The following is a 17455-nucleotide window of genomic DNA, read 5'->3' on the forward strand; positions in this document are numbered from 1 at the left end:
GTCTTTTTCGGCAAATGACTTCACGTGGGTCCGATGTTCAACGGAACCACCGGCAACCGGAATGGGATGCCGACCATTGGATACGTCAAATGCCTGATGCAGTCGAAGTATGTGCAGATGTGGTTGTCGTCATGGAGTCATCCGAATCGGCGCCACCCCCACAGGCACTCAGGACCACGCACAATGAAAGCAAAGCGAAGATCGTCTTTTTCATAGTCAGTCGTTTGGCTTTCGCACGCCGTTAAAGAATCGGTGGCTGCCATCCGACTCATATAGCGGAACAAAGCCATGTCTTGTAATTTGATTTTTGCAGGATGGGGATAGCCATCGAACCAATGCTCACCCGGCAGGACGCCGGCCAGATGCATCTGGCCGGCGAACTGCGCCAGGCGTTCTCTTGCCGCGCCAGGCGGCAAAGCGGTCACTACGGCATCCGGGGTTGCAGACGGTCTGCCGGCGCCACCGGGAACGGAAATCCGAGCACCGTCGAACCGCCGCGAGTCTGGTTTTGCGCCTGGCACTTATGCGTGCAGGCAGTCGCCGGCGGAGCAACCTCGGTCGCGTCCTCGCCCATGACCTGCCCCATCCGGCCGCCGCTGGCCACCCACCATTGGGACACGCCGCCACAATGCTGTACCCTGGCATAAGTGCCGAAACGAGTCAGTATGTTGTTGGTGCAAAGCGGTTCCGCCACCCGGTCCGCGAACTGGGGACTGTCGCGGCCGACAAACTTCATCGAATAATCGTTACCGAAGTTGATCCGCGACGCCACCTTGATGAAAGTGTCCTTGTAAGGCACCTGGTCGCCCTCACGGTCGCGGAAATTGCGGTTGTCGAAATAGAAGGCGCTCTGCGCAAGGATGTGCGTGAAAAGCGTTTTAGTCTCGTCAGCGCGCGCAACCTCCATCTGGAAAAGACCGCCGTTGGCACAGTCTTTGGCCTGGATCTTCATCGTCAGGCCCGGGCCGGTCCGGGTCAACACGATATCAGCCGAACTGCTTAGCGAGACCGATACGTCACCGGTCAGTGCCAAGCCTCGGTGATCCGGCATCTTGCTGTCAAACACCTGGGTCGCCATGCCACCGGTGATGTCGAGCGCATTGGGCGCGCCGGTCAGTGTGTAATTGCGTATGCCAAAGGTGGCCGCGTCGACGTCAAACTGGACGTACTTGCCCTGCACGCGGAACACGGTGCTCACCATGTTCGCGGGTACGGTCGTGTTCTGTGCGCCGCTGCGCCCCAACACCTGGAATCCGCCCCCCTCGCACCCGGCGGAGTCGGCTGCGAAGCTGATTTGCGTTACGGCTGCCATGGCCAGAAGCGCCATGCTCATCAGACTGCTCGGTTTCATGCTTGTCCTTATCAAATGCTTAATGTTGTCTGCCTCTGGAACGTGTTGCAGGTTCCTCTCCCGGCGAACTGATCGCCCGGAAAGAACTATAGATATCCATCAAGGCGTCCGCCATGGCTGATGGATGGGACTTTGCTAAGCCCTTAGGCCCGGCTTTTTCCGACTTTAGTCGGAATCGTTGGCGAACCCTGGATATACCGGGGCAAGTGGTGGTACCCTGCGCACCCACGCTGTGGAGAACCCCATGTTTGCATTCCGACAGGCGAGTCTTTCGCGCCAATTCCTGCTGCTCTGCTTTCCCATTCTGCTAGGCGGAATGGTGGTAATCGGCTCCCTGATCGGCCGCCAAGTGGAAGAAAGCGTCGTCCACCGGATAGGCGGGGTGACTGGCCTGTACGTCGACAGCATGATTTCACCGCATGTGCAGAGCCTTACTTCCTCTCCCACACTGCTCGAAGCGGACCACAAGGCGCTGGACGAACTGCTCAACAAGACCTCGCTCGGCCGGCGCATCGTCGCATTCAAGATCTGGCGCCCCGACGGCACCATTCTTTACAGCGCTGACGCCTGGGTGATTGGCAAGCGGTACCCGATCGAGGAAGGGTTGCGGGAAGCGCTGGCAGGAAATGTCCATGCGGAGATCAGCTCGCTGGCAGCCGAGGAGAACGCGGCGGAAGCCGCCCGCTTTCCGAGACTATTGGAAACCTACACGCCTATCCACGCCCTGGGCCAGGGCTCGGTCATCGCCGTTGCCGAGTTTTATCAGCCGGTGGACGAGGTCATGCACGAGGTGTTTCTCGCCAAGCGCCAGAGCTGGCTGGTCGTGGCGCCGGTCATCGCGGTCATGTATCTGCTGTTGTTCCTGCTGGTGCGCCGCGGCAGCCACACGATCGAGCGCCAGCAGGCCGAACTCAATGACAAGGTGGCCCAGTTGACCGGTCTGGTGCGCCAGAACGAGGCGCTGCACAAGCGGGTATGGCGCGCCGCGGCGAGCACGACCGAGCTGAATGAAAACTTTTTGAAACGCATATCGGCGGACCTGCATGACGGCCCTGGCCAGGACCTCAGTTTTGCCTTGATGCGCTTCCAGTCGGCTACCGGCACATGCGGCCGTTGCGGGACCAGCCAGGAAGCGGCTGGCACGGCGGAAATCCATCCGATCAACGCTGCGATCGACTCGGCATTGAAGGACTTGCGCTCGATCTGCGCCGGATTGCGATTGCCTGACATGGATGACCTGGGCATTACACAGATCGCCGAGCGCGCGATCCGTGACTATGAAGGAAAGACGGGCGCCAAGGTGCGGCTCGACGCGGATGCAGTACAGCGACAGGCATCACGATCGGTGCGCATCGCGCTCTATCGACTGCTGCAGGAATCGCTTGCCAATGGCTACCGTCATGCCGGCGCCAAGGGGCAGTACGTCGCGATCTCCTACGATGCTGATGATGTGCTTGTCTCGGTGAGCGATGGCGGACCCGGCTTCGACTCGGCGGCGGCGGCTCAGAAGGGGCGGCTCGGGCTGACCGGCATGCGCGACCGCGTTGAAATGCTTGGCGGATCCTTTGACGTGCATAGCGCCCAGAACTGCGGCACGACCATCCAGGTCAGACTGCCTTTGATCGTACCGGAAATAGAACATGGATGAAAAGCTTCGCGTCCTGGTTGTGGACGACCACCCCTTGTTCAGACAGGGCGTGGTGAACTCCCTGAATGCAGAGCCCGATATCTCGGTCATTGGCGAGACGGCTTCCGGGGAGCAGGCGCTGGCGATGGCGCGCGACATGCTGCCGGATGTGATGCTGCTCGACATCAGCCTTCCCGGGTGGGATGGCTTGACCACGGCTGAGAAAGTCACCTCGGCCTGTCCAGCGACTGTCGTGGTGATGCTGACCATGTGGGAGGACAAGGACAAACTGCTCGCAGCGCTCAAGGCCGGGGCGCGTGGTTACGTGCTGAAGGGGATCTCCGCCAGCGATCTGGCCGTCGTGGTTCGCAACGCCGCGAATGGTGAAGTCCACGTCTCCTCGTCGCTGGCGGCGGAAATGCTGGTATCGCTGACCAACGAGAAGGCAACCGATCCATTGCAGGAACTGACGCCCCGTGAGCGCGAGATCTTGGCCGGCATCGGTGCCGGCAAGACCAACCGCGAGATTGGTGAAGCGTTGTTCCTGTCTGAAAAGACCATCAAGCACTACGTGTCGAACATCTTGCAAAAGCTGCAGGTGAGAAGCCGAGTGGAAGCCGCTTTGTTTGCCGTACAACACAAGTCCCTGGCCCGGCGTTAAGCTCGCCGCTTCAATGTTGTCTTCACAGCCGGGTTGCCATGCAACGGCCAGACCATGAATAGCTCCAGCGAATCCGTCGACTGCGGTGTTCCCTCCTAGCCTGACAGATCGTTTATCTGCCCGTTAAATCAGCGAGAAGACCCTGGAGCAAACCGGGCAGTGGACAGCGCAACCTGCACGCCGACCCTACCCTAGCAGAATGCCGCATCAGACACATGCCTGGCGCCGCATCGTCGCTTTCCTGGCGTTGCTTGTCTGGTCAAGCCGGTTTTTCCAAGGCCGGATCAGGCAAATGCGCTCATTTTTTCAATGAGCTTATCCAGCGTGATCGGATAGTCGCGCACCCGCACGCCTGTCGCGTTATATACCGCGTTGGCCACCGCAGCGGCGGCGCCGCAGATGCCGAGTTCCCCCACGCCCTTGGCTTTCATCGGCGAGGATATCGGGTCGGTCTCATCCAGGAAAATCACCTCCTGGTGCGGGATGTCCGCATGCACCGGGACTTCATACCCGGCCAGGTCGTGATTGACGAAGAAGCCGTGGCGGGCGTCCACCGCCAGCGACTCCATGAGCGCCGCCCCGACGCCCATCGTCATCCCTCCGATCACCTGGCTGCGCGCCGTCTTCGGATTGAGGATGCGGCCGGCGGCGCAGACGGCCAGCATGCGCCGCACGCGCGTCTCGCCGGTGGCGATGTCGACGGCGACCTCCACGAAATGCGCGCCGAAGGTGGACTGCTGGTACTGCTTGTCGAGATCGCTGAACTCGATCATGTCTTCCGCCACCATCCCGCGGCTGCCCGCCACGTCGGCAAGCGCAACCGCGCGCGAACCGGACCTGACCTGGCCATCGGCGAAGGTGGCTTCTTCGACACCGAACCCCGCCTGGCGCGCTACCGCCTCGCGCAGTTTCATGCAAGCGGCGTACACGCCGGAGGTGGAGCTGTTGCCGCCCCACTGTCCGCCGGAGCCGCACGATACCGGGAAGCTTGAATCGCCCAGGCGCACCGTCACCTTCTGCAGCGGCAAGCCCATCATCTCCGCCGCGGTCTGGGCGATGATGGTGTAGCTGCCGGTGCCGATATCGGTCATGTCGGTTTCCACCATCAGATTGCCGCGGCCGTCCAGGCGCACCCGGGCCGCCGACTTGGTCACCAGGTTGTCGCGGAAGGCCGATGCCACCCCCATGCCGATGAGCCATTGCCCGTCGCGGACCTGTCCCGGCCTGGGATTGCGCTTGTCCCAGCCGAAGCGCTGGGCCCCGGTCTGCAGGCATTGCACCAGCTGCCGCTTGGAGAACGGCGGATGCGGGTTCGGCTTTTTCTGTTCTTCCGGCTTCTTGGATTGCGGATCGTTGGACGACGACGGCTTGGATGGATAATCGGGCACGACCTGGGTATCGTTCCGGATGCGGAATTCGACCGGGTCCATCCCCAGCTTCTCGGCCATTTCGTCGATCGCGATTTCCAGCACCGCCAGGCCGGGCGCCTCGTTGGGCGCGCGCATCGCGTTGGCTTCCGGCAGGTCCAGCAGCGCGAGCCGGTTCGACGTCATGCGGTTGGCGCCGGCATACAGCGCACGGGTCTGGATCGCGCCCGCCTCCAGGCCGCCGCCCTGAAGGTTGCCCGACCAGCTTTCATGGCCGATGGCGGTGATCTGTCCATCGCGGGTGGCGCCGATGCGCACGCGCTGGATGGTGGCGGAGCGATGCACGGTGTTGTTGGGTATCAAGGCCCGCTGCAGCGCCACCTTCACCGGCCGGCGGGCGGCGCGCGCCGCCAGCGCCGCCATCAGCGCATCCGACCGCAGGAAGAGCTTGGCGCCGAAGCCGCCGCCGACATAGGGCGACATGACGCGCACCTTTTCCTTGGCAATGCCCAGCGTCTTGGCCAGGTCGCCCACCGTCCAGGCGATCATCTGGTTGGAGGTCCACACGGTGAGCCGGTCGCCGTCCCACGCGGCCACCGACGCATGCGGCTCCATCATGGAGTGCGACTCGTGGGCCGTTGAATAGGTGGCATCCAGTTGCACCGGCGCGGAGGCGAGCGCGCCCGTGAAATTGCCGATCGAGGTGGCGCCCGGCGCGTTGAAGCTGTCCGCCGCGACCGACTTGTCCTTGCTCGCCGCCAGGTCGTAAGTCCCCTTGGATCGGGCGTATTCCACCCGCATCAGGGCGGCGGCGGCGCGCGCCTGTTCGAACGTCTCGGCAACCACCACGGCGATCGCCTGGTGGTAGTGCTGGATGTCCGGCCCGCCCAGCAGGCGCGCGACGTTGAGGCTTCCCTTGCCCAGCTTGCCGGCATTCTGGGCGGTGACGATGGTGATCACGCCCGGCGCCGCCTTGGCGGCGGACAGATCCATCGAGACGATGCGGCCTTTCGCGATCGCGGAACCGACGACATAGCCGTACGCCTGGTTCGCGACCACATCGAAGCGGTCATAGGCGTACGGCGCGGTACCGGTGGTCTTCAACCGGCCGTCGATGCGGTCCACGGGTTGACCGACCACCTTGAGCTGGTCGATCGGGTTGGTGGTGGCGGGCGTGTCGAATTTCATGGTGAACTCCTAAAGGACGGAGGCAAGCGTGCGCTCGACCAGCGGCACCTTGAACGCGTTGTCGTCCGTGGTGCGCGCATCGGCCAGGAGCGCGGCGGCCATCGCCTTGGCGCCCCTGGGCAGGTTGGGCTCGGCGCTTTCCATGCGCCAGGGCTTGTGGGCGACGCCGCCCAGCGCCACCCTGCCCGTGCCATCCGGCTGCAGGATGGCGGCCACCGACACCAGCGCAAAGGCGTAGGACGCCCGGTCGCGCACCTTGCGGTACACCTGCCTGCCGCCAACCGGCCTGAGGAGGGTCACCGCGGTGATCAGCTCGCCCGGTTCCAGCGCATTCTCGACATGCGGGGTATTGCCTGGCAGACGATGGAAATCCGCGATCGGAATGATGCGCGTGGCGCCATTCGGGCGCACCGTTTCGACCGCCGCGTCGAGCACCCGCATGGCCACCGCCATGTCGCTCGGGTGGGTGGCAATGCAGGCGTTGCTGGCGCCGACAATCGCGTGATGCCGGCTGTATCCGCCGATCGCGCCGCAGCCGCTGCCGGGCTGGCGCTTGTTGCAGGGCTGGTTGGTATCGTAGAAGTAGGGACAGCGGGTACGCTGCAGCAGGTTGCCGGCGGTCGTGGCCTGGTTGCGCAGCTGCCCGGATGCCCCGGCAAGCAGCGCGCGGGACAGCACGGCATAGTCCCGCCGCACGCGCTCGTTGGCGGCAAGGTCGGTATTGCGCACCAGCGCGCCGATGCGCAATCCGCCGTCCGCCGTCGGCTCGATGCGGTCGAGCGCCAGGTCATTGATGTCGATGAGATGCGCCGGCGTCTCGATCTGCAGCTTCATCAGGTCCAGCAGGTTGGTGCCGCCCGCGATGAACCGCGCGCCGGTGGAGCGGGCCGCGGCCGCGGCGGCTTCGGCGGGCGACGTCGCCCTTTCGTAGGTGAACGGCTTCATGACTTGACCCCGGCGACTTCGGCGATCGCGTCCTGGATGTTGGAATAGGCGCCGCAACGGCAGATGTTGCCGCTCATGCGCTCCCTGAATTCGATGACGCTCATCTCCGGCTGCCTGGCCAGGTCGGCGGTGACGTGGCTGGGGACGCCCGCCTTGACTTCCTCCAGCATGGCGACCGCCGAGCAGATCTGGCCCGGCGTGCAGAAGCCGCATTGGTAACCGTCGTGCTTGATGAAGGCGGCCTGCATGGGATGCAGGTTGGCCGGCGTGCCCAGGCCCTCGATGGTGGTGATTTCATGACCCTGCTGCATCACCGCCAAGGTCAGGCAGGAGGTGATGCGGCGGCCATCGACGATCACGGTACAGGCGCCGCACTGCCCCTGGTCGCAGCCTTTCTTGCTGCCGGTGAGATGCAGGCGTTCCCGCAGCGCATCGAGCAGCGTGGTGCGTGGATCGATCAGCATCTCATGATCCTTGCCGTTCACCCGCAGCCGGACGTGCACGCTGGCCGGCTGCGCTGTCCGGGCTGGCTGCGGCGCGGGCGCCGCCTGGACTTCGGGCAGGTGCTGGCCTGCTGCAACCGCGCCGCCGGCGGCCATCGCGGTTGCCTTGAGCAACGTCCGCCGTGACGGATCGAATTCGGGCATGATGCGCTCCTGAGTTCTCACAATGAAAGAAGGGCGGGCCGTTGACCGCAGCCACCGCTCTGTTGGTGCAATTGATAACGATCGCTAATCGGATTAGCCTCGTAGGTATTGGTTCCTGCTCGTCAATGCGGTTCTTGGACAAGGATCCGGCAAGCCTTGCCAATCACACTCGTCGGCTGACAGGAAATCAGGCGGTGTGCGTCCGCTCGATCCGCGCGGTCAGAAAAGCCAGAATCGCGGCAACGAGAAGCAAGGCTGCGCTCGCTGCAAACGTGGCGCGATAGCCGCTGCCATCGAACAGCACGCCGCCGAGGGTCGAGCCCAGCGCGATGGAGAGCTGGACTGCGGCCACCATCAGGCCGCCGCCGGCTTCCGCATCGCGTGGCAAGGATTTCGTCAGCCATGCCCACCATCCGACCGGGGCGGCCGTCGCCACCAGCCCCCACAAGCCCAGCAGCGCGAAGGCAGCGGGCATCCATGCGCCGAAGGCGATCAGGGCCAGGGCGATGGCAGCCATGATGAGCGGGATGATGATCAGCGTCCGGTACACGCCCGATTTCAGGAATTTGCCGATAAGCACCGTGCCGGCAAAGCCGGTGACGCCGAGCGCAAGCAGGATGATCGAGAGCATGCGCACGTCCACGCCGGTGACGGTCTCCAGGAAGGGCCGGACATAGGTGAACAGCATGAACTGCCCCATGAAGAAGACGCCGACCGCCAGCATGCCCAGTGCGACCAGCGGTCGTTTCAACAGGCCAAGGGCATTGGCGGAAGCTGCCGCGCGCGGCGTTGCCTTCATGGATGGCAGGCTGACCCATTGCCAGGCCATGGCGCCCAGCGCGAGCGGCACCAGGCAAAAAAATGCGCCGCGCCAGCCGATGATCCCGCCGAGATAGCTCCCCAGCGGGGCCGCCACCACGGTCGCCAGCGCGTTGCCGCCGTTGAAGATGGCCAGCGCCTTGGGCACGCTTCGGGGCGGCACCAGGCGCATGGCCGTTGCCGCCGACATCGACCAGAAGCCGCCGATCACCACGCCGATCAGTGCACGGCCGATCATGTACTGCACATAACCGGAGGACAGGCCGACGATCAGCCCCGACACGCACATCAGCCCCGTCAACAGCAGCAGCAACGTCTTGCGGTTCATGGAACCGGCGATCGTCGCAATGGAAAGACTGGTCAGCACCGCGAACGCGCCGGATATGGCGATGCCATAGCCTGCCGAGCCTTCACTGACATGGAGGTCGGCGGCAAGCGGCGTCAGCAGGCTTACCGGCAGGAATTCCGAGGCAATCAGCGCGAAGACGCACAACGTCATCGAGAACACCCCGCTCCAGTAAGCTTGGCGATCCGCAGATCCATTGCGGGCGAGGGCGCTGCCCCGGGAATCAAGAACTTGGTCGGTCATGAAAGTCTGCCTTTGCCAGATGTCGTTTCCATGACCCGAATTCTCCCCTGACCGTACAAGCGCGATAAGCCGGTACAATCTTGATGGGATTGTGAAAAAAATTCAGCAATGGCACAGGCAAAGATAAACGATCTGCAAGCTTTCCTGGCGGTGGCGCAGGATCAAAGCTTCACCAAGGCTGCGGCCAGGCTGGACATCACACCGTCGGCCTTGAGCCATACCATTCGGGCACTCGAGGAAAGGCTGGGCGTGCGCCTGCTGGCACGCACGACGAGAAACGTGGCGCCGACGGAGGCAGGGGAAAGGCTGATGCGCTCCATCGCTCCGCTTTTCGATCAGATCGCCGCAGAGCTCGAGGCGCTTGGCGAATTGCGCGACAAACCCGCCGGCACGATCCGCATCACCTGCACGGACGATGCCATCGAGCTGTATTTGCGCCCGGTGCTGGCGCAGTTCCTCAAAAGCTATCCGGACATCATCCTGGAGCTGTTCGTCGACTATGGATTCACCAATATCGTCGAGGAGCGCTTCGACGCCGGCATACGGCTAGGCGAAGCGATCAGCAAAGACATGATCGCGGTGCGCATCAGCCCCGATTGGCGCCTGGCGGTGGTGGGATCGCCCGCCTGCTTCGAACGCTACCCTCAACCGTCAACGCCCTACGAGCTGACCAACTACCCTTGCATCAACATCCGGCACCGGCCGTCCGGCGCCATCTACGCCTGGGAATTCGAGAAGGATGGCAAGGCATTCACCGTCAAGGGCGAAGGGCAACTCGTCTTCAACAGCATCGTGCACGTACTCAATGCCGCCCTGGATGGCATCGGACTCGCCTATGTCCCGGAAGCGCTGGCCGCGCCGTATTTGGCCGATGGCCGTCTCAAGGAAGTCCTGGCTGACTGGTGTCCGTATTTCGAGGGCTTCCACCTGTACTATCCGCACCGGCGCCAGGCTTCACCGGCTTTTTCCGCGTTCGTCGACGCGGTGAGGTATCAAGGCTAGCGGCGAGTCTGCTTGCAAGCTGCGCGTCGGGCCGCGCGGCGCAAAAAGCGGCCGGCGAAGGTTTTTCGAACGGCCGCTTTGGTTGAACCGAGGCCGTCACTTGGCGGCGCATCTGACTGACGCTACTGCTTTTCGATTGCGGCGTTCTTGGAAACCGCTTCCCAGCGAGCCGTTTCTTCCCTGATCAGAGCAGCAAAAGCCTTCGGTTCATTGCCGCCCGGCTCCGCGCTCAGCGAGGCGAGAAACTCCTTGAAATCGGGCGCCTGCAGCACCTTGGTCATTTCCGCATATAGCTTCTGGACGATCGGTTCGGGTGTGCCGGCCGGTGCCGCCAAGCCGTTCCAGTTCACGACCGAAAAGTCCTTGAGGCCGGCCTCACCGAAGGTTGGCACCGATGGGAGGGCAGACAGCCGCTTGCTCCCGCTGACAGCGAGCGCGCGGATCTTGCCGGCCTTGATCTGGGCGCCTGCCGAAGGCGTCGAAACCAGCAGCGCATCGATCTGGTTCGACATCAGCCCGGTCATGGCATCGCCGGCGCCCTTGTAGGGAATGTGGGTCAGCTTCACGTTTGCCGCGAGCGCGAATGCTTCGCCAGCGAAATGCGGCGCACTGCCGGCGCCGCCGCTGCCGTAGGTCAGCTTTCCGGGATTGGCGCGCGCCTGGCCCAGCAGCGTCCCGAGATCCTTGAACTGCGACTCGGCGTTCACCGCGAGTACGACGGGGGCGAACATGCTGACCGTGATCGGAGTGAATGCCTTGGCATGGTCCCACGGCAGCGATTTGAAGACATACGGCAGGACGGAATACGTATTGTCGATGGCCAGCAGGGTGTAGCCATCCGGCGCCGACCGCGCCACCGACTGCGTGCCGATCAGCCCGGTACCGCCGGGCTTGTTCTCGACGTAGAAAGTTTGTCCGGTTTGCTCCGACAGCTTCTGGGCAACCTTGCGGGCGACCACATCCACCGCGCCGCCCGGCGCATAAGGCACGACGATGCGAACCGGCTTTTCGGGATAACCGGCGGCGAAAGCGGCGGTCGCGCTCGACAAGAGGACTGCCAGCGCCGCAATTTTCCGAATTGACATTTTCATCTCCAATAGATCCTCGATCGAGGTCTTACTGCGTCTTTTACGCCCTGCCCGGCGCTGTTTTGAAACAGGTGGCGGCAGCCCGGCCCTCTCTTGTAAAGGGAGCGCCGGGTCGAGTCTAGGCTAGGCGCCGGCCGGCACCTCGGCAAGCACGGCCAGGATATTGGCCGCCGCTCCAGTGCCCATACCGATATAGGCGTCGCCGGTAACGCCGCCGATATGCGGCGATAGCACGATGTTGTCGACGTCGCTAAAGTGATGAGAACCGATCAGCGGCTCGCTGGCGAAGCTGTCCAGGCCAGCGGAGTGCAGTCTACCGGACTTGACGGCTTCGATGACCGCCGCTTCATCCACCAGGCCACCGCGAGCGGTGTTCACGAGAATGGCGCCGGCCCGCATTTTCGCGATCGAGTCGCGATTGATCATCTGCTTGTTGTCTTCCGTCAGCGGGCAATGCAGCGAAACCACATCGGACTGGGCGTAGAGCGTATCCAGGTCGCACAACGTGACATTCGGATACTCCTTGCGCGCGAACGGATCGTAAGCCAGCACATTCATGCCCAGCGTCACGGCGACGTCAGCGACGCGCTGACCAATGGCGCCGAAGCCGACCAAGCCAAGCGTACGGCCTTTCAACTCAATGCTCTTGTGGGTCGCCTTGTCCCAATGCCCGTCATGCATGCGCGCATTCAGCTGGACGACGCTCTTGGCGCAGGCCATGATCAGTGCCCAGGTATGCTCGGCGACCGCCGGCGCGTTCGCGCCCACAGCGGCCTTGACCGCAATGCCACGCTCGGCGGCGGCCTTGCCGTCGATCGTGTCGACACCGGTGCCGTGCTTGGAAATCACGCGCAGGCGTCGGGAGGCATCCATGACCTCGGCCGGAATTTTGCCGTACCGGACGATGATGCCGACCGGCTGGTGCTCGGCACACAATGCGACCAGCGCAGCCGTGTCGGGCGCCTTGCCGGCGTACACGATCTCAAAATCCTTTAGCATGGCGACTGCTTGCGGCGCCAAGTCGGCGCCAGTGACCAGGATGGTCTGCTTCTCGGCAACGGAGGTCACAGCGACTCCCCTTCTTTCAGCACGCCTGCGGCGCGCAGCGCACCGTCAAGCCAGGTCGGGCGCAGCTGCTTGCCGAGGCGGATGCCTTCAATGCGCTTGGCCTCGTCCGCGACTTTCTTTTCGGCCAAGGGCAGCAGCGACGCCGCCTTTTCCCGCTCCACGACCACCACGCCGTCGGCATCGCCAACGACGAGGTCGCCCGGCTTCACCGTGACCCCACCCACCGAGACCGGCCAGTTTACGCGGCCCGGCACGAACTTGGTCGGGCCGTTCGGATTGGTGCCGGCGGAGAACACGGGGAAGCCGAGTTCCTGCAGTTCGAGCACGTCTCGCACCGCGGCATCGACGACGATGCCGCCGAGCTGCATGGCCTTGCATTGATTGACCATGATCGCGCCCATCAAGGCGCAAGTCTGGTCGCCCTTGCCGTCGATGACCAACACGTCGCCCGGCTTGGCGATCGCCATCGCGGCGTGGATCATCAGGTTGTCGCCAGGACGAACTTCAACGGTCAGCGCTGGACCGGCCAGCTTCATGCTCTGGGCCACGGCCTTGACGCGGCCATGTACGGTGCCGCGGCGGCCGGCGACGTCTGCCAGGATCGCGGCCTGGAAGGTGGCTGCTTTTTCGACGATCTCTGGCGACACGCGCTCGAAGTCGCGCTGCAGGTCGGGTGCGGAAGTGGAGTTTTCCATGATGGCTATCTATGTGAGTTGGAGAGTGTGTATGGAATGCGCCTGCTCGCCAGGCGCTTTGGTATGGCTGGGAGGATCAATCGATCTTGGCGCCCGATTCCTTGACAACCACGCCCCAGCGTGCGATTTCGCTCTTGATGAGCGCGGCGAATTCCTCCGGGGTGCCGCCCAGGACTTCAGCGCCCTCGGCAGCAATCTTTTCGCGCACCTCGGGGGTCTTCAATGCCTTGTTGGTTTCGGCGTTCAGCTTCTGGATGATTGGCGCGGGCGTGCCGGCGGGAACAAGAAAGCCGAACCAGGTCGCTGCTTCAACGCCCTTGAAGCCGGCCTCCGCTACAGTGGGCACAGCCGGCAAGTCATGCACCCTCTTGGTAGAGGTGACGGCGATGGCGCGCAGCTTGCCACCCTTGATTTGCGCCAGCGCCGTGGGGATCGACGACATGTACAGGTCAATCTGATTGCCCACCAAATCGGTCATGGCCTGGTTGGCGCCCTTGTACGGGATGTGCTGCAGCTTGATGCCGGCGGCACGCTGCAGTAGTTCGCCGCTGAGATGCGCCACCGTACCATTGCCCGGCGAACCGAAGGTCACCGCGCTCGGCTTGGCCTTGGCTGCAGCGACGATGTCGGCAATGGTCTTGAACGGCGAATTGGCAGATACCACCAGCACCAGGGGCGCTGAAGCGATGGTAGTGACCGGCGCCAAGTCCTTCAGCGGGTTGTACGGCAGCTTCGCGTAGAGCGTGGGATTGACCGCCAGATTGCTGGTTTGCCCCATCACGATGTTGTAGCCGTCGGCCGGGGCCTTGGCGACCACATCAACGCCGATGTTGCCCCCGGCGCCAGGGCGGTTCTCGACGACGACGGTCCAGCCGCTGCCCGACTGCAGCTTGTTGGCGACGACGCGGGCCAAGATATCGGTGCCGCCACCGGGAGGGAATGGAACGACGAGACGGATAGGCTTGGTGGGAAAGGTCTGCTGGGCGGTGGCTACCGCTGCGGTAGCAGCAAATGCCAAGCCCAGAGACAGGCGCATGATGAACTTCACAAAAGTCTCCTTGTGTTGATCGGCCGACGTGGCGCAATGACTTATCGAAAAAGGAACCAATGTCAGCTCAGGACACGCAGGTATCGAACTCGTCAGTCCCAGATCACCCTGCTGGGAGCCGGAAAGCCTGAGGCTATTCCACAAAGCATTGCCATTTCGCATTTGGCTCAATCATTAGGAATTAATGCTGAGTGGAAATAAAGACGGGTGTTTCGTTAACGTTGGCTCTTTAATTCTGGGAGAAGTGTACGGACACCTTTTGATGATGTATATTTTCTTTTTTTTTAGTACTCATAAATCTCAGGAATGAATTTATGGACTTCCGCGACCTCAAATACTTTGAAGAAATCGCCAGCCAAGGGCATGTGGGCCGAGCCGCAGAGAAGCTGTGCCGGACGCAGCCAGCGCTGACGAAATGCATCGATCGCCTCGAGGAGGAAATTGGCGAGCGGCTGTTCGAGCGCTCCGGCCGCGGCATCCAGCTCACCGGAGCCGGCAAGGTGCTTCTGGCTCGCACCCGCCAGATGGGTTTGCTGATGGATGAGACCATGCGCGAGATCCAAGACTTCGCCCAGGGCTTGGAGGGCCATATACGGCTTGGCTGCGTACCGACCTTGGCCGAGCATCTTCTTCCAGACATTTCGGAGAAGCTGCTGGGCGAAGCCAGGAACGTCACCCTGCAGCTGGTCGTGGCGATGAACGACGCCTTGCTGGCGCGTCTCAAGGACGGCGAACTTGACTTGGTGGTGGGGCCGCTGGTGCAAAACAGCGATTTCGAGGGAGTGCCGATCATTGAAGATGATGTGGTGGTACTGGCGAGTGCAAACCATGAAATCTTCCGCCGCCCCGTCACTATGCAGGCATTGCTGGATCATAAATGGGTGCTTCCCGCGACCACGGTCGCCAGCCGCCAATGGCTGGATCAGACCTTCGACCGATGCGGATTGCCGCGGCCGACGGTGCAGATAACCTCAACCGTCCTGAATCTGCTGCTGCCGCTCGTCGAGCGCACCGGACTGCTCGGATTCGCATCGCGACTCAATCTTTCCACCGGGCGCGCCAACCTGCGCGAGGTCTGTCTGCCGGAGACCACCATGCGGCGCAGGATGGGCATCGCCTATCGGAAGAACGCCTATCTGTCTCCTGCCGTGCGAAGGCTGATCGCGCTGCTGCAGGACAATCGTGAGATGATGTGTCTCACCACTTGACATGATTCTGGCGAAAAGCTCGTCGTGTTGTCCCTCACGTGCCCGGCGTGTATGATTTCGCGAAACCGATCCTCGGCACCCCTAAGCTTCTCACGACAGGCAGCAGAGTGATGGGCTCCGGCCGCTGGCTGGCGTCGCGATCCCAGGCATTTTCTACTTACCTTGATTGATTTAACTCGATCCACCCTGCCGCCATGCTAGTTGCCGGCAGCAGCGCTCGCAGCGCTATCAATTTAACCCGCAGATCAAGACCATGACATTTTTCTCGCCGCCTCCCATCGTAGAGACCAGCATTTTCACCACCTTGCCTGACAGGTTCCGCAATCCGCGCAAGACCCGATGGAGCGATGCCAATCGTGGCGGCCTGGAGATCGATTCATTCCTGGAAGGCCCCTGCTTTGACAAGCATGGCCGGCTCTACGTTACCGACATCCCGTACGGCCGCATCTTCCGCATCGACATCAACGGCGAGTGGGAGCTGGTTGCCGAATACGACGGCTGGCCAAATGGCTTGAAGATTCGCAGCGATGGGCAGATCTTCATCGCCGACTATAAGAACGGTTTGATGCAGCTGGATCCGGACACGGGACGAGTCACGCCTGTCCTCGACTCGGTCGGATCGGAAAGCTTCAAGGGCATCAACGATTTGGTCTTTGCCGCCAATGGCGATCTGTATTTCACCGACCAGGGGCAGACTGGCCTGCAGGATCCTACCGGCCGGGTCTACAAGCTCACACCGGAGGGAAATCTAACCTGCCTGCTGGACACCATCCCCAGCCCGAACGGCATTGTCATCGACCCCGGGATGACCCAGCTGTTTGTTGCCGTCACCCGAGCACAGCAGATCTGGCGTATACCGCTGTCGAAAAGCGGACTAGTAACTAAGGTAGGCGTATTCGCCAATCTGCACGGCGGTCTGGGCGGACCGGATGGTTTGGCGCTGGATGAAGAAGGATGCCTGCTTATCGCCCATACCGGCTTCGGTTCCGTCTGGCGCCTGTCGAGATTCGCCGAGCCTCTGCATCGCATCAAAAGCTGCGCTGGCTTCTCGACCACGAACCTCGCATTCGGCGGCCCGGATAATAAAACGCTGTTTATCACCGAGTCGCACACCGGCTCGATCTTGCAAACCCGCTTGGAAATACCGGGCCAGAAAATGGCCGCATGAGATTTCGGGTAATGAATGTGGCAGCCGGAAAAACAGGTCCCGCATCGGTAGATCGTGAATCGGACAGGAGTCATAGATCGAAGGATGTGTTCCTAGTATGCTGTCACATTCCTCTGGATACCAGGCCGAGGGTCCGAGATAGGCATTGCAGAACAACCACGAAGACTTGCGGCACTAAGTATGTGCACAGAAGTGATTTGACGCTGCACGGCGCAGCCAGAAGTGTTGGGGCAAGATACCTGCTGCGCGTCGTGCTGCGTTCGACAAGCTCTTTACGAAGGCAAGGAAGGCAGCGACGTGTTCGTCGATGGAGCGATATTGCCAGTTGGTGCTCGCCGTTTTTCGCCCTGCAACCATAGCAATTCCATCGGTTTCAATTCGGGTGCCCGCTTGAGTAACCAGACCAGCCGGGTCCCAAGGCGCTGGACCAAGCCCTGGGTCGACTTGGCAGTATGGCTGGTTTCATTGTCGAGCAGCATGGCCACATGCCAGCCGCGATAGTACCGCCGTACCAAGCGCAGAAACGCCTGGAAATCCAGCGCACGTTGACGCTGGCTGACATAAAAGAGGCGATGGCCGGTATGCAAGCTCATGCAGCCGTACACCACGCGGCGGATATTAGCCCCGCTGAGCATAACGCTGGCCGCACTGCCGCGTGGCGACCATATCGCGCGCAGCGGCGGAAAGTGCAGCAGATCCGTCTCGTCCTCGACCAGGATGACACTGCGCTTTCGCAGTCGGCCCAGACTACGCTTGATGCGTTCCTTTTTCCCCGCTTCTGCGGGTCTGGTACCAGCACATACCGCGGCCGCTTCCAGCGGTACCCCATCCGGTGCAGGCAACGGCGAAGGGTCGAGGTGTAGCAGTCAATGTTCAGGTTCTGTCGAACCTGATCCTGCAGCAGAGGCGTCGTCCAGTATCCGGCTGGATAGCCACAGCGCTCGGGTGGCAACAGCATCAGCGCTTGCAGCAGGTGTCTACCCT

At 62.3% G+C, this 17455-nt stretch carries 16 protein-coding genes and 1 pseudogene; 5 read left to right on the forward strand and 12 right to left on the reverse strand.

Annotated elements, in window-relative coordinates; translation table 11 throughout:
- Positions 1 to 137: 137 nt before the first annotated feature.
- Together CHB88_RS24535 and CHB88_RS14340 are read right to left on the reverse strand one after the other, a co-directional pair.
- Positions 138 to 425, reverse strand: a complete 288-nt coding sequence (locus CHB88_RS24535) for a hypothetical protein (RefSeq protein WP_143131284.1) — start codon at positions 423 to 425, stop codon at positions 138 to 140.
- The gene (locus CHB88_RS14340) at positions 425 to 1351 is read right to left on the reverse strand and encodes a hypothetical protein (RefSeq protein WP_245844970.1); all 927 of its coding nucleotides are present in this window, start codon (positions 1349 to 1351) and stop codon (positions 425 to 427) included. The genes CHB88_RS24535 and CHB88_RS14340 overlap by 1 nt, the downstream gene beginning before the upstream one ends.
- A gap of 232 nt (positions 1352 to 1583) precedes the next feature.
- On the opposite strand from CHB88_RS14340, the gene CHB88_RS14345 reads away from it, so the two are divergent.
- Together CHB88_RS14345 and CHB88_RS14350 are read left to right on the forward strand one after the other, a co-directional pair.
- Positions 1584 to 2999 carry a sensor histidine kinase gene (locus CHB88_RS14345; RefSeq protein WP_143131285.1) on the forward strand — a complete coding sequence of 472 codons (1416 nt, stop codon included), beginning with the start codon at positions 1584 to 1586 and terminating at the stop codon, positions 2997 to 2999.
- Positions 2992 to 3639 carry a response regulator gene (locus CHB88_RS14350; RefSeq protein ID WP_089400022.1) on the forward strand — a complete coding sequence of 216 codons (648 nt, stop codon included), beginning with the start codon at positions 2992 to 2994 and terminating at the stop codon, positions 3637 to 3639. Before CHB88_RS14345 ends, CHB88_RS14350 begins: the two co-directional genes overlap by 8 nt.
- Positions 3640 to 3923: 284 nt before the next feature.
- On the opposite strand, the gene paoC is transcribed toward CHB88_RS14350, so the two are convergent.
- The 4 genes from paoC to CHB88_RS14370 form a co-directional block, all read right to left on the reverse strand.
- Positions 3924 to 6194 carry an aldehyde oxidoreductase molybdenum-binding subunit PaoC gene (gene paoC / locus CHB88_RS14355; protein ID WP_089400023.1) on the reverse strand — a complete coding sequence of 757 codons (2271 nt, stop codon included), beginning with the start codon at positions 6192 to 6194 and terminating at the stop codon, positions 3924 to 3926.
- Positions 6195 to 6203: 9 nt separating this feature from the next.
- Positions 6204 to 7139, reverse strand: a complete 936-nt coding sequence (locus CHB88_RS14360) for an FAD binding domain-containing protein (protein WP_089400024.1) — start codon at positions 7137 to 7139, stop codon at positions 6204 to 6206.
- A complete protein-coding gene (paoA, locus tag CHB88_RS14365) occupies positions 7136 to 7786 on the reverse strand; it encodes an aldehyde dehydrogenase iron-sulfur subunit PaoA (protein ID WP_089400025.1) in 651 nt (216 codons plus the stop codon). The genes CHB88_RS14360 and paoA overlap by 4 nt, the downstream gene beginning before the upstream one ends.
- Before the next feature lie 187 nt (positions 7787 to 7973).
- A complete protein-coding gene (locus CHB88_RS14370) occupies positions 7974 to 9194 on the reverse strand; it encodes an MFS transporter (RefSeq protein ID WP_176442492.1) in 1221 nt (406 codons plus the stop codon).
- Between the two features lie 108 nt (positions 9195 to 9302).
- Between CHB88_RS14370 and CHB88_RS14375 the strand changes: the two genes are divergently transcribed.
- Complete coding sequence (locus CHB88_RS14375; protein ID WP_089400027.1) at positions 9303 to 10196, forward strand: LysR family transcriptional regulator; 894 nt, start codon at positions 9303 to 9305, stop codon at positions 10194 to 10196.
- Positions 10197 to 10318: 122 nt separating this feature from the next.
- Here the strand turns inward: CHB88_RS14375 and CHB88_RS14380 are convergent, their stop codons facing one another.
- The 4 genes from CHB88_RS14380 to CHB88_RS14395 all read right to left on the reverse strand — a co-directional run bounded on the left by CHB88_RS14380 (position 10319) and on the right by CHB88_RS14395 (position 14083).
- Positions 10319 to 11281, reverse strand: coding sequence for a Bug family tripartite tricarboxylate transporter substrate binding protein (locus tag CHB88_RS14380; RefSeq protein ID WP_089400028.1), 963 nt, complete (start codon positions 11279 to 11281; stop codon positions 10319 to 10321).
- A gap of 126 nt (positions 11282 to 11407) precedes the next feature.
- On the reverse strand, positions 11408 to 12352 hold the full coding sequence (locus CHB88_RS14385; protein WP_089400029.1) for a hydroxyacid dehydrogenase: 945 nt from the start codon (positions 12350 to 12352) through the stop codon (positions 11408 to 11410).
- Complete coding sequence (locus tag CHB88_RS14390) at positions 12349 to 13047, reverse strand: RraA family protein (protein WP_089400030.1); 699 nt, start codon at positions 13045 to 13047, stop codon at positions 12349 to 12351. The genes CHB88_RS14385 and CHB88_RS14390 overlap by 4 nt, the downstream gene beginning before the upstream one ends.
- A gap of 76 nt (positions 13048 to 13123) precedes the next feature.
- Entirely contained in the window at positions 13124 to 14083 is a 960-nt protein-coding gene (locus CHB88_RS14395) for a Bug family tripartite tricarboxylate transporter substrate binding protein (RefSeq protein WP_089400070.1), read from the reverse strand.
- A gap of 326 nt (positions 14084 to 14409) precedes the next feature.
- Between CHB88_RS14395 and CHB88_RS14400 the strand changes: the two genes are divergently transcribed.
- Both CHB88_RS14400 and CHB88_RS14405 read left to right on the forward strand, forming a co-directional pair.
- On the forward strand, positions 14410 to 15303 hold the full coding sequence (locus tag CHB88_RS14400) for a LysR family transcriptional regulator (protein WP_089400031.1): 894 nt from the start codon (positions 14410 to 14412) through the stop codon (positions 15301 to 15303).
- A gap of 253 nt (positions 15304 to 15556) precedes the next feature.
- On the forward strand, positions 15557 to 16471 hold the full coding sequence (locus CHB88_RS14405; protein ID WP_089400032.1) for an SMP-30/gluconolactonase/LRE family protein: 915 nt from the start codon (positions 15557 to 15559) through the stop codon (positions 16469 to 16471).
- A 272-nt stretch (positions 16472 to 16743) separates the two neighbouring features.
- Here the strand turns inward: CHB88_RS14405 and CHB88_RS25195 are convergent, their stop codons facing one another.
- Both CHB88_RS25195 and CHB88_RS26000 read right to left on the reverse strand, forming a co-directional pair.
- On the reverse strand, positions 16744 to 17313 hold the full coding sequence (locus tag CHB88_RS25195) for a transposase (RefSeq protein ID WP_176442487.1): 570 nt from the start codon (positions 17311 to 17313) through the stop codon (positions 16744 to 16746).
- A gap of 11 nt (positions 17314 to 17324) precedes the next feature.
- A pseudogene (locus CHB88_RS26000) lies at positions 17325 to 17429 on the reverse strand (hypothetical protein); the annotation flags it as partial.
- Positions 17430 to 17455 lie beyond the last annotated feature (26 nt).

This window comes from Noviherbaspirillum humi (assembly GCF_900188095.1).
GTDB lineage: Bacteria > Pseudomonadota > Gammaproteobacteria > Burkholderiales > Burkholderiaceae_D > Noviherbaspirillum > Noviherbaspirillum humi.

What these genes read in the sequence shown, in the direction of transcription:
- CHB88_RS14405 (WP_089400032.1), top strand. Translation starts at nt 15,557, where the DNA reads ATGACATTTTTCTCGCCGCCTCCCATCGTAGAGACCAGCATTTTCACC.
- CHB88_RS14400 (WP_089400031.1), top strand. Translation starts at nt 14,410, where the DNA reads ATGGACTTCCGCGACCTCAAATACTTTGAAGAAATCGCCAGCCAAGGG.
- CHB88_RS14395 (WP_089400070.1), bottom strand. Translation starts at nt 14,083, where the DNA reads ATGCGCCTGTCTCTGGGCTTGGCATTTGCTGCTACCGCAGCGGTAGCC.
- CHB88_RS14380 (WP_089400028.1), bottom strand. Translation starts at nt 11,281, where the DNA reads ATGTCAATTCGGAAAATTGCGGCGCTGGCAGTCCTCTTGTCGAGCGCG.
- CHB88_RS14350 (WP_089400022.1), top strand. Translation starts at nt 2,992, where the DNA reads ATGGATGAAAAGCTTCGCGTCCTGGTTGTGGACGACCACCCCTTGTTC.
- CHB88_RS14375 (WP_089400027.1), top strand. Translation starts at nt 9,303, where the DNA reads ATGGCACAGGCAAAGATAAACGATCTGCAAGCTTTCCTGGCGGTGGCG.
- CHB88_RS14370 (WP_176442492.1), bottom strand. Translation starts at nt 9,194, where the DNA reads ATGACCGACCAAGTTCTTGATTCCCGGGGCAGCGCCCTCGCCCGCAAT.
- CHB88_RS14360 (WP_089400024.1), bottom strand. Translation starts at nt 7,139, where the DNA reads ATGAAGCCGTTCACCTACGAAAGGGCGACGTCGCCCGCCGAAGCCGCC.
- paoA (WP_089400025.1), bottom strand. Translation starts at nt 7,786, where the DNA reads ATGCCCGAATTCGATCCGTCACGGCGGACGTTGCTCAAGGCAACCGCG.
- paoC (WP_089400023.1), bottom strand. Translation starts at nt 6,194, where the DNA reads ATGAAATTCGACACGCCCGCCACCACCAACCCGATCGACCAGCTCAAG.
- CHB88_RS14340 (WP_245844970.1), bottom strand. Translation starts at nt 1,351, where the DNA reads ATGAAACCGAGCAGTCTGATGAGCATGGCGCTTCTGGCCATGGCAGCC.
- CHB88_RS14390 (WP_089400030.1), bottom strand. Translation starts at nt 13,047, where the DNA reads ATGGAAAACTCCACTTCCGCACCCGACCTGCAGCGCGACTTCGAGCGC.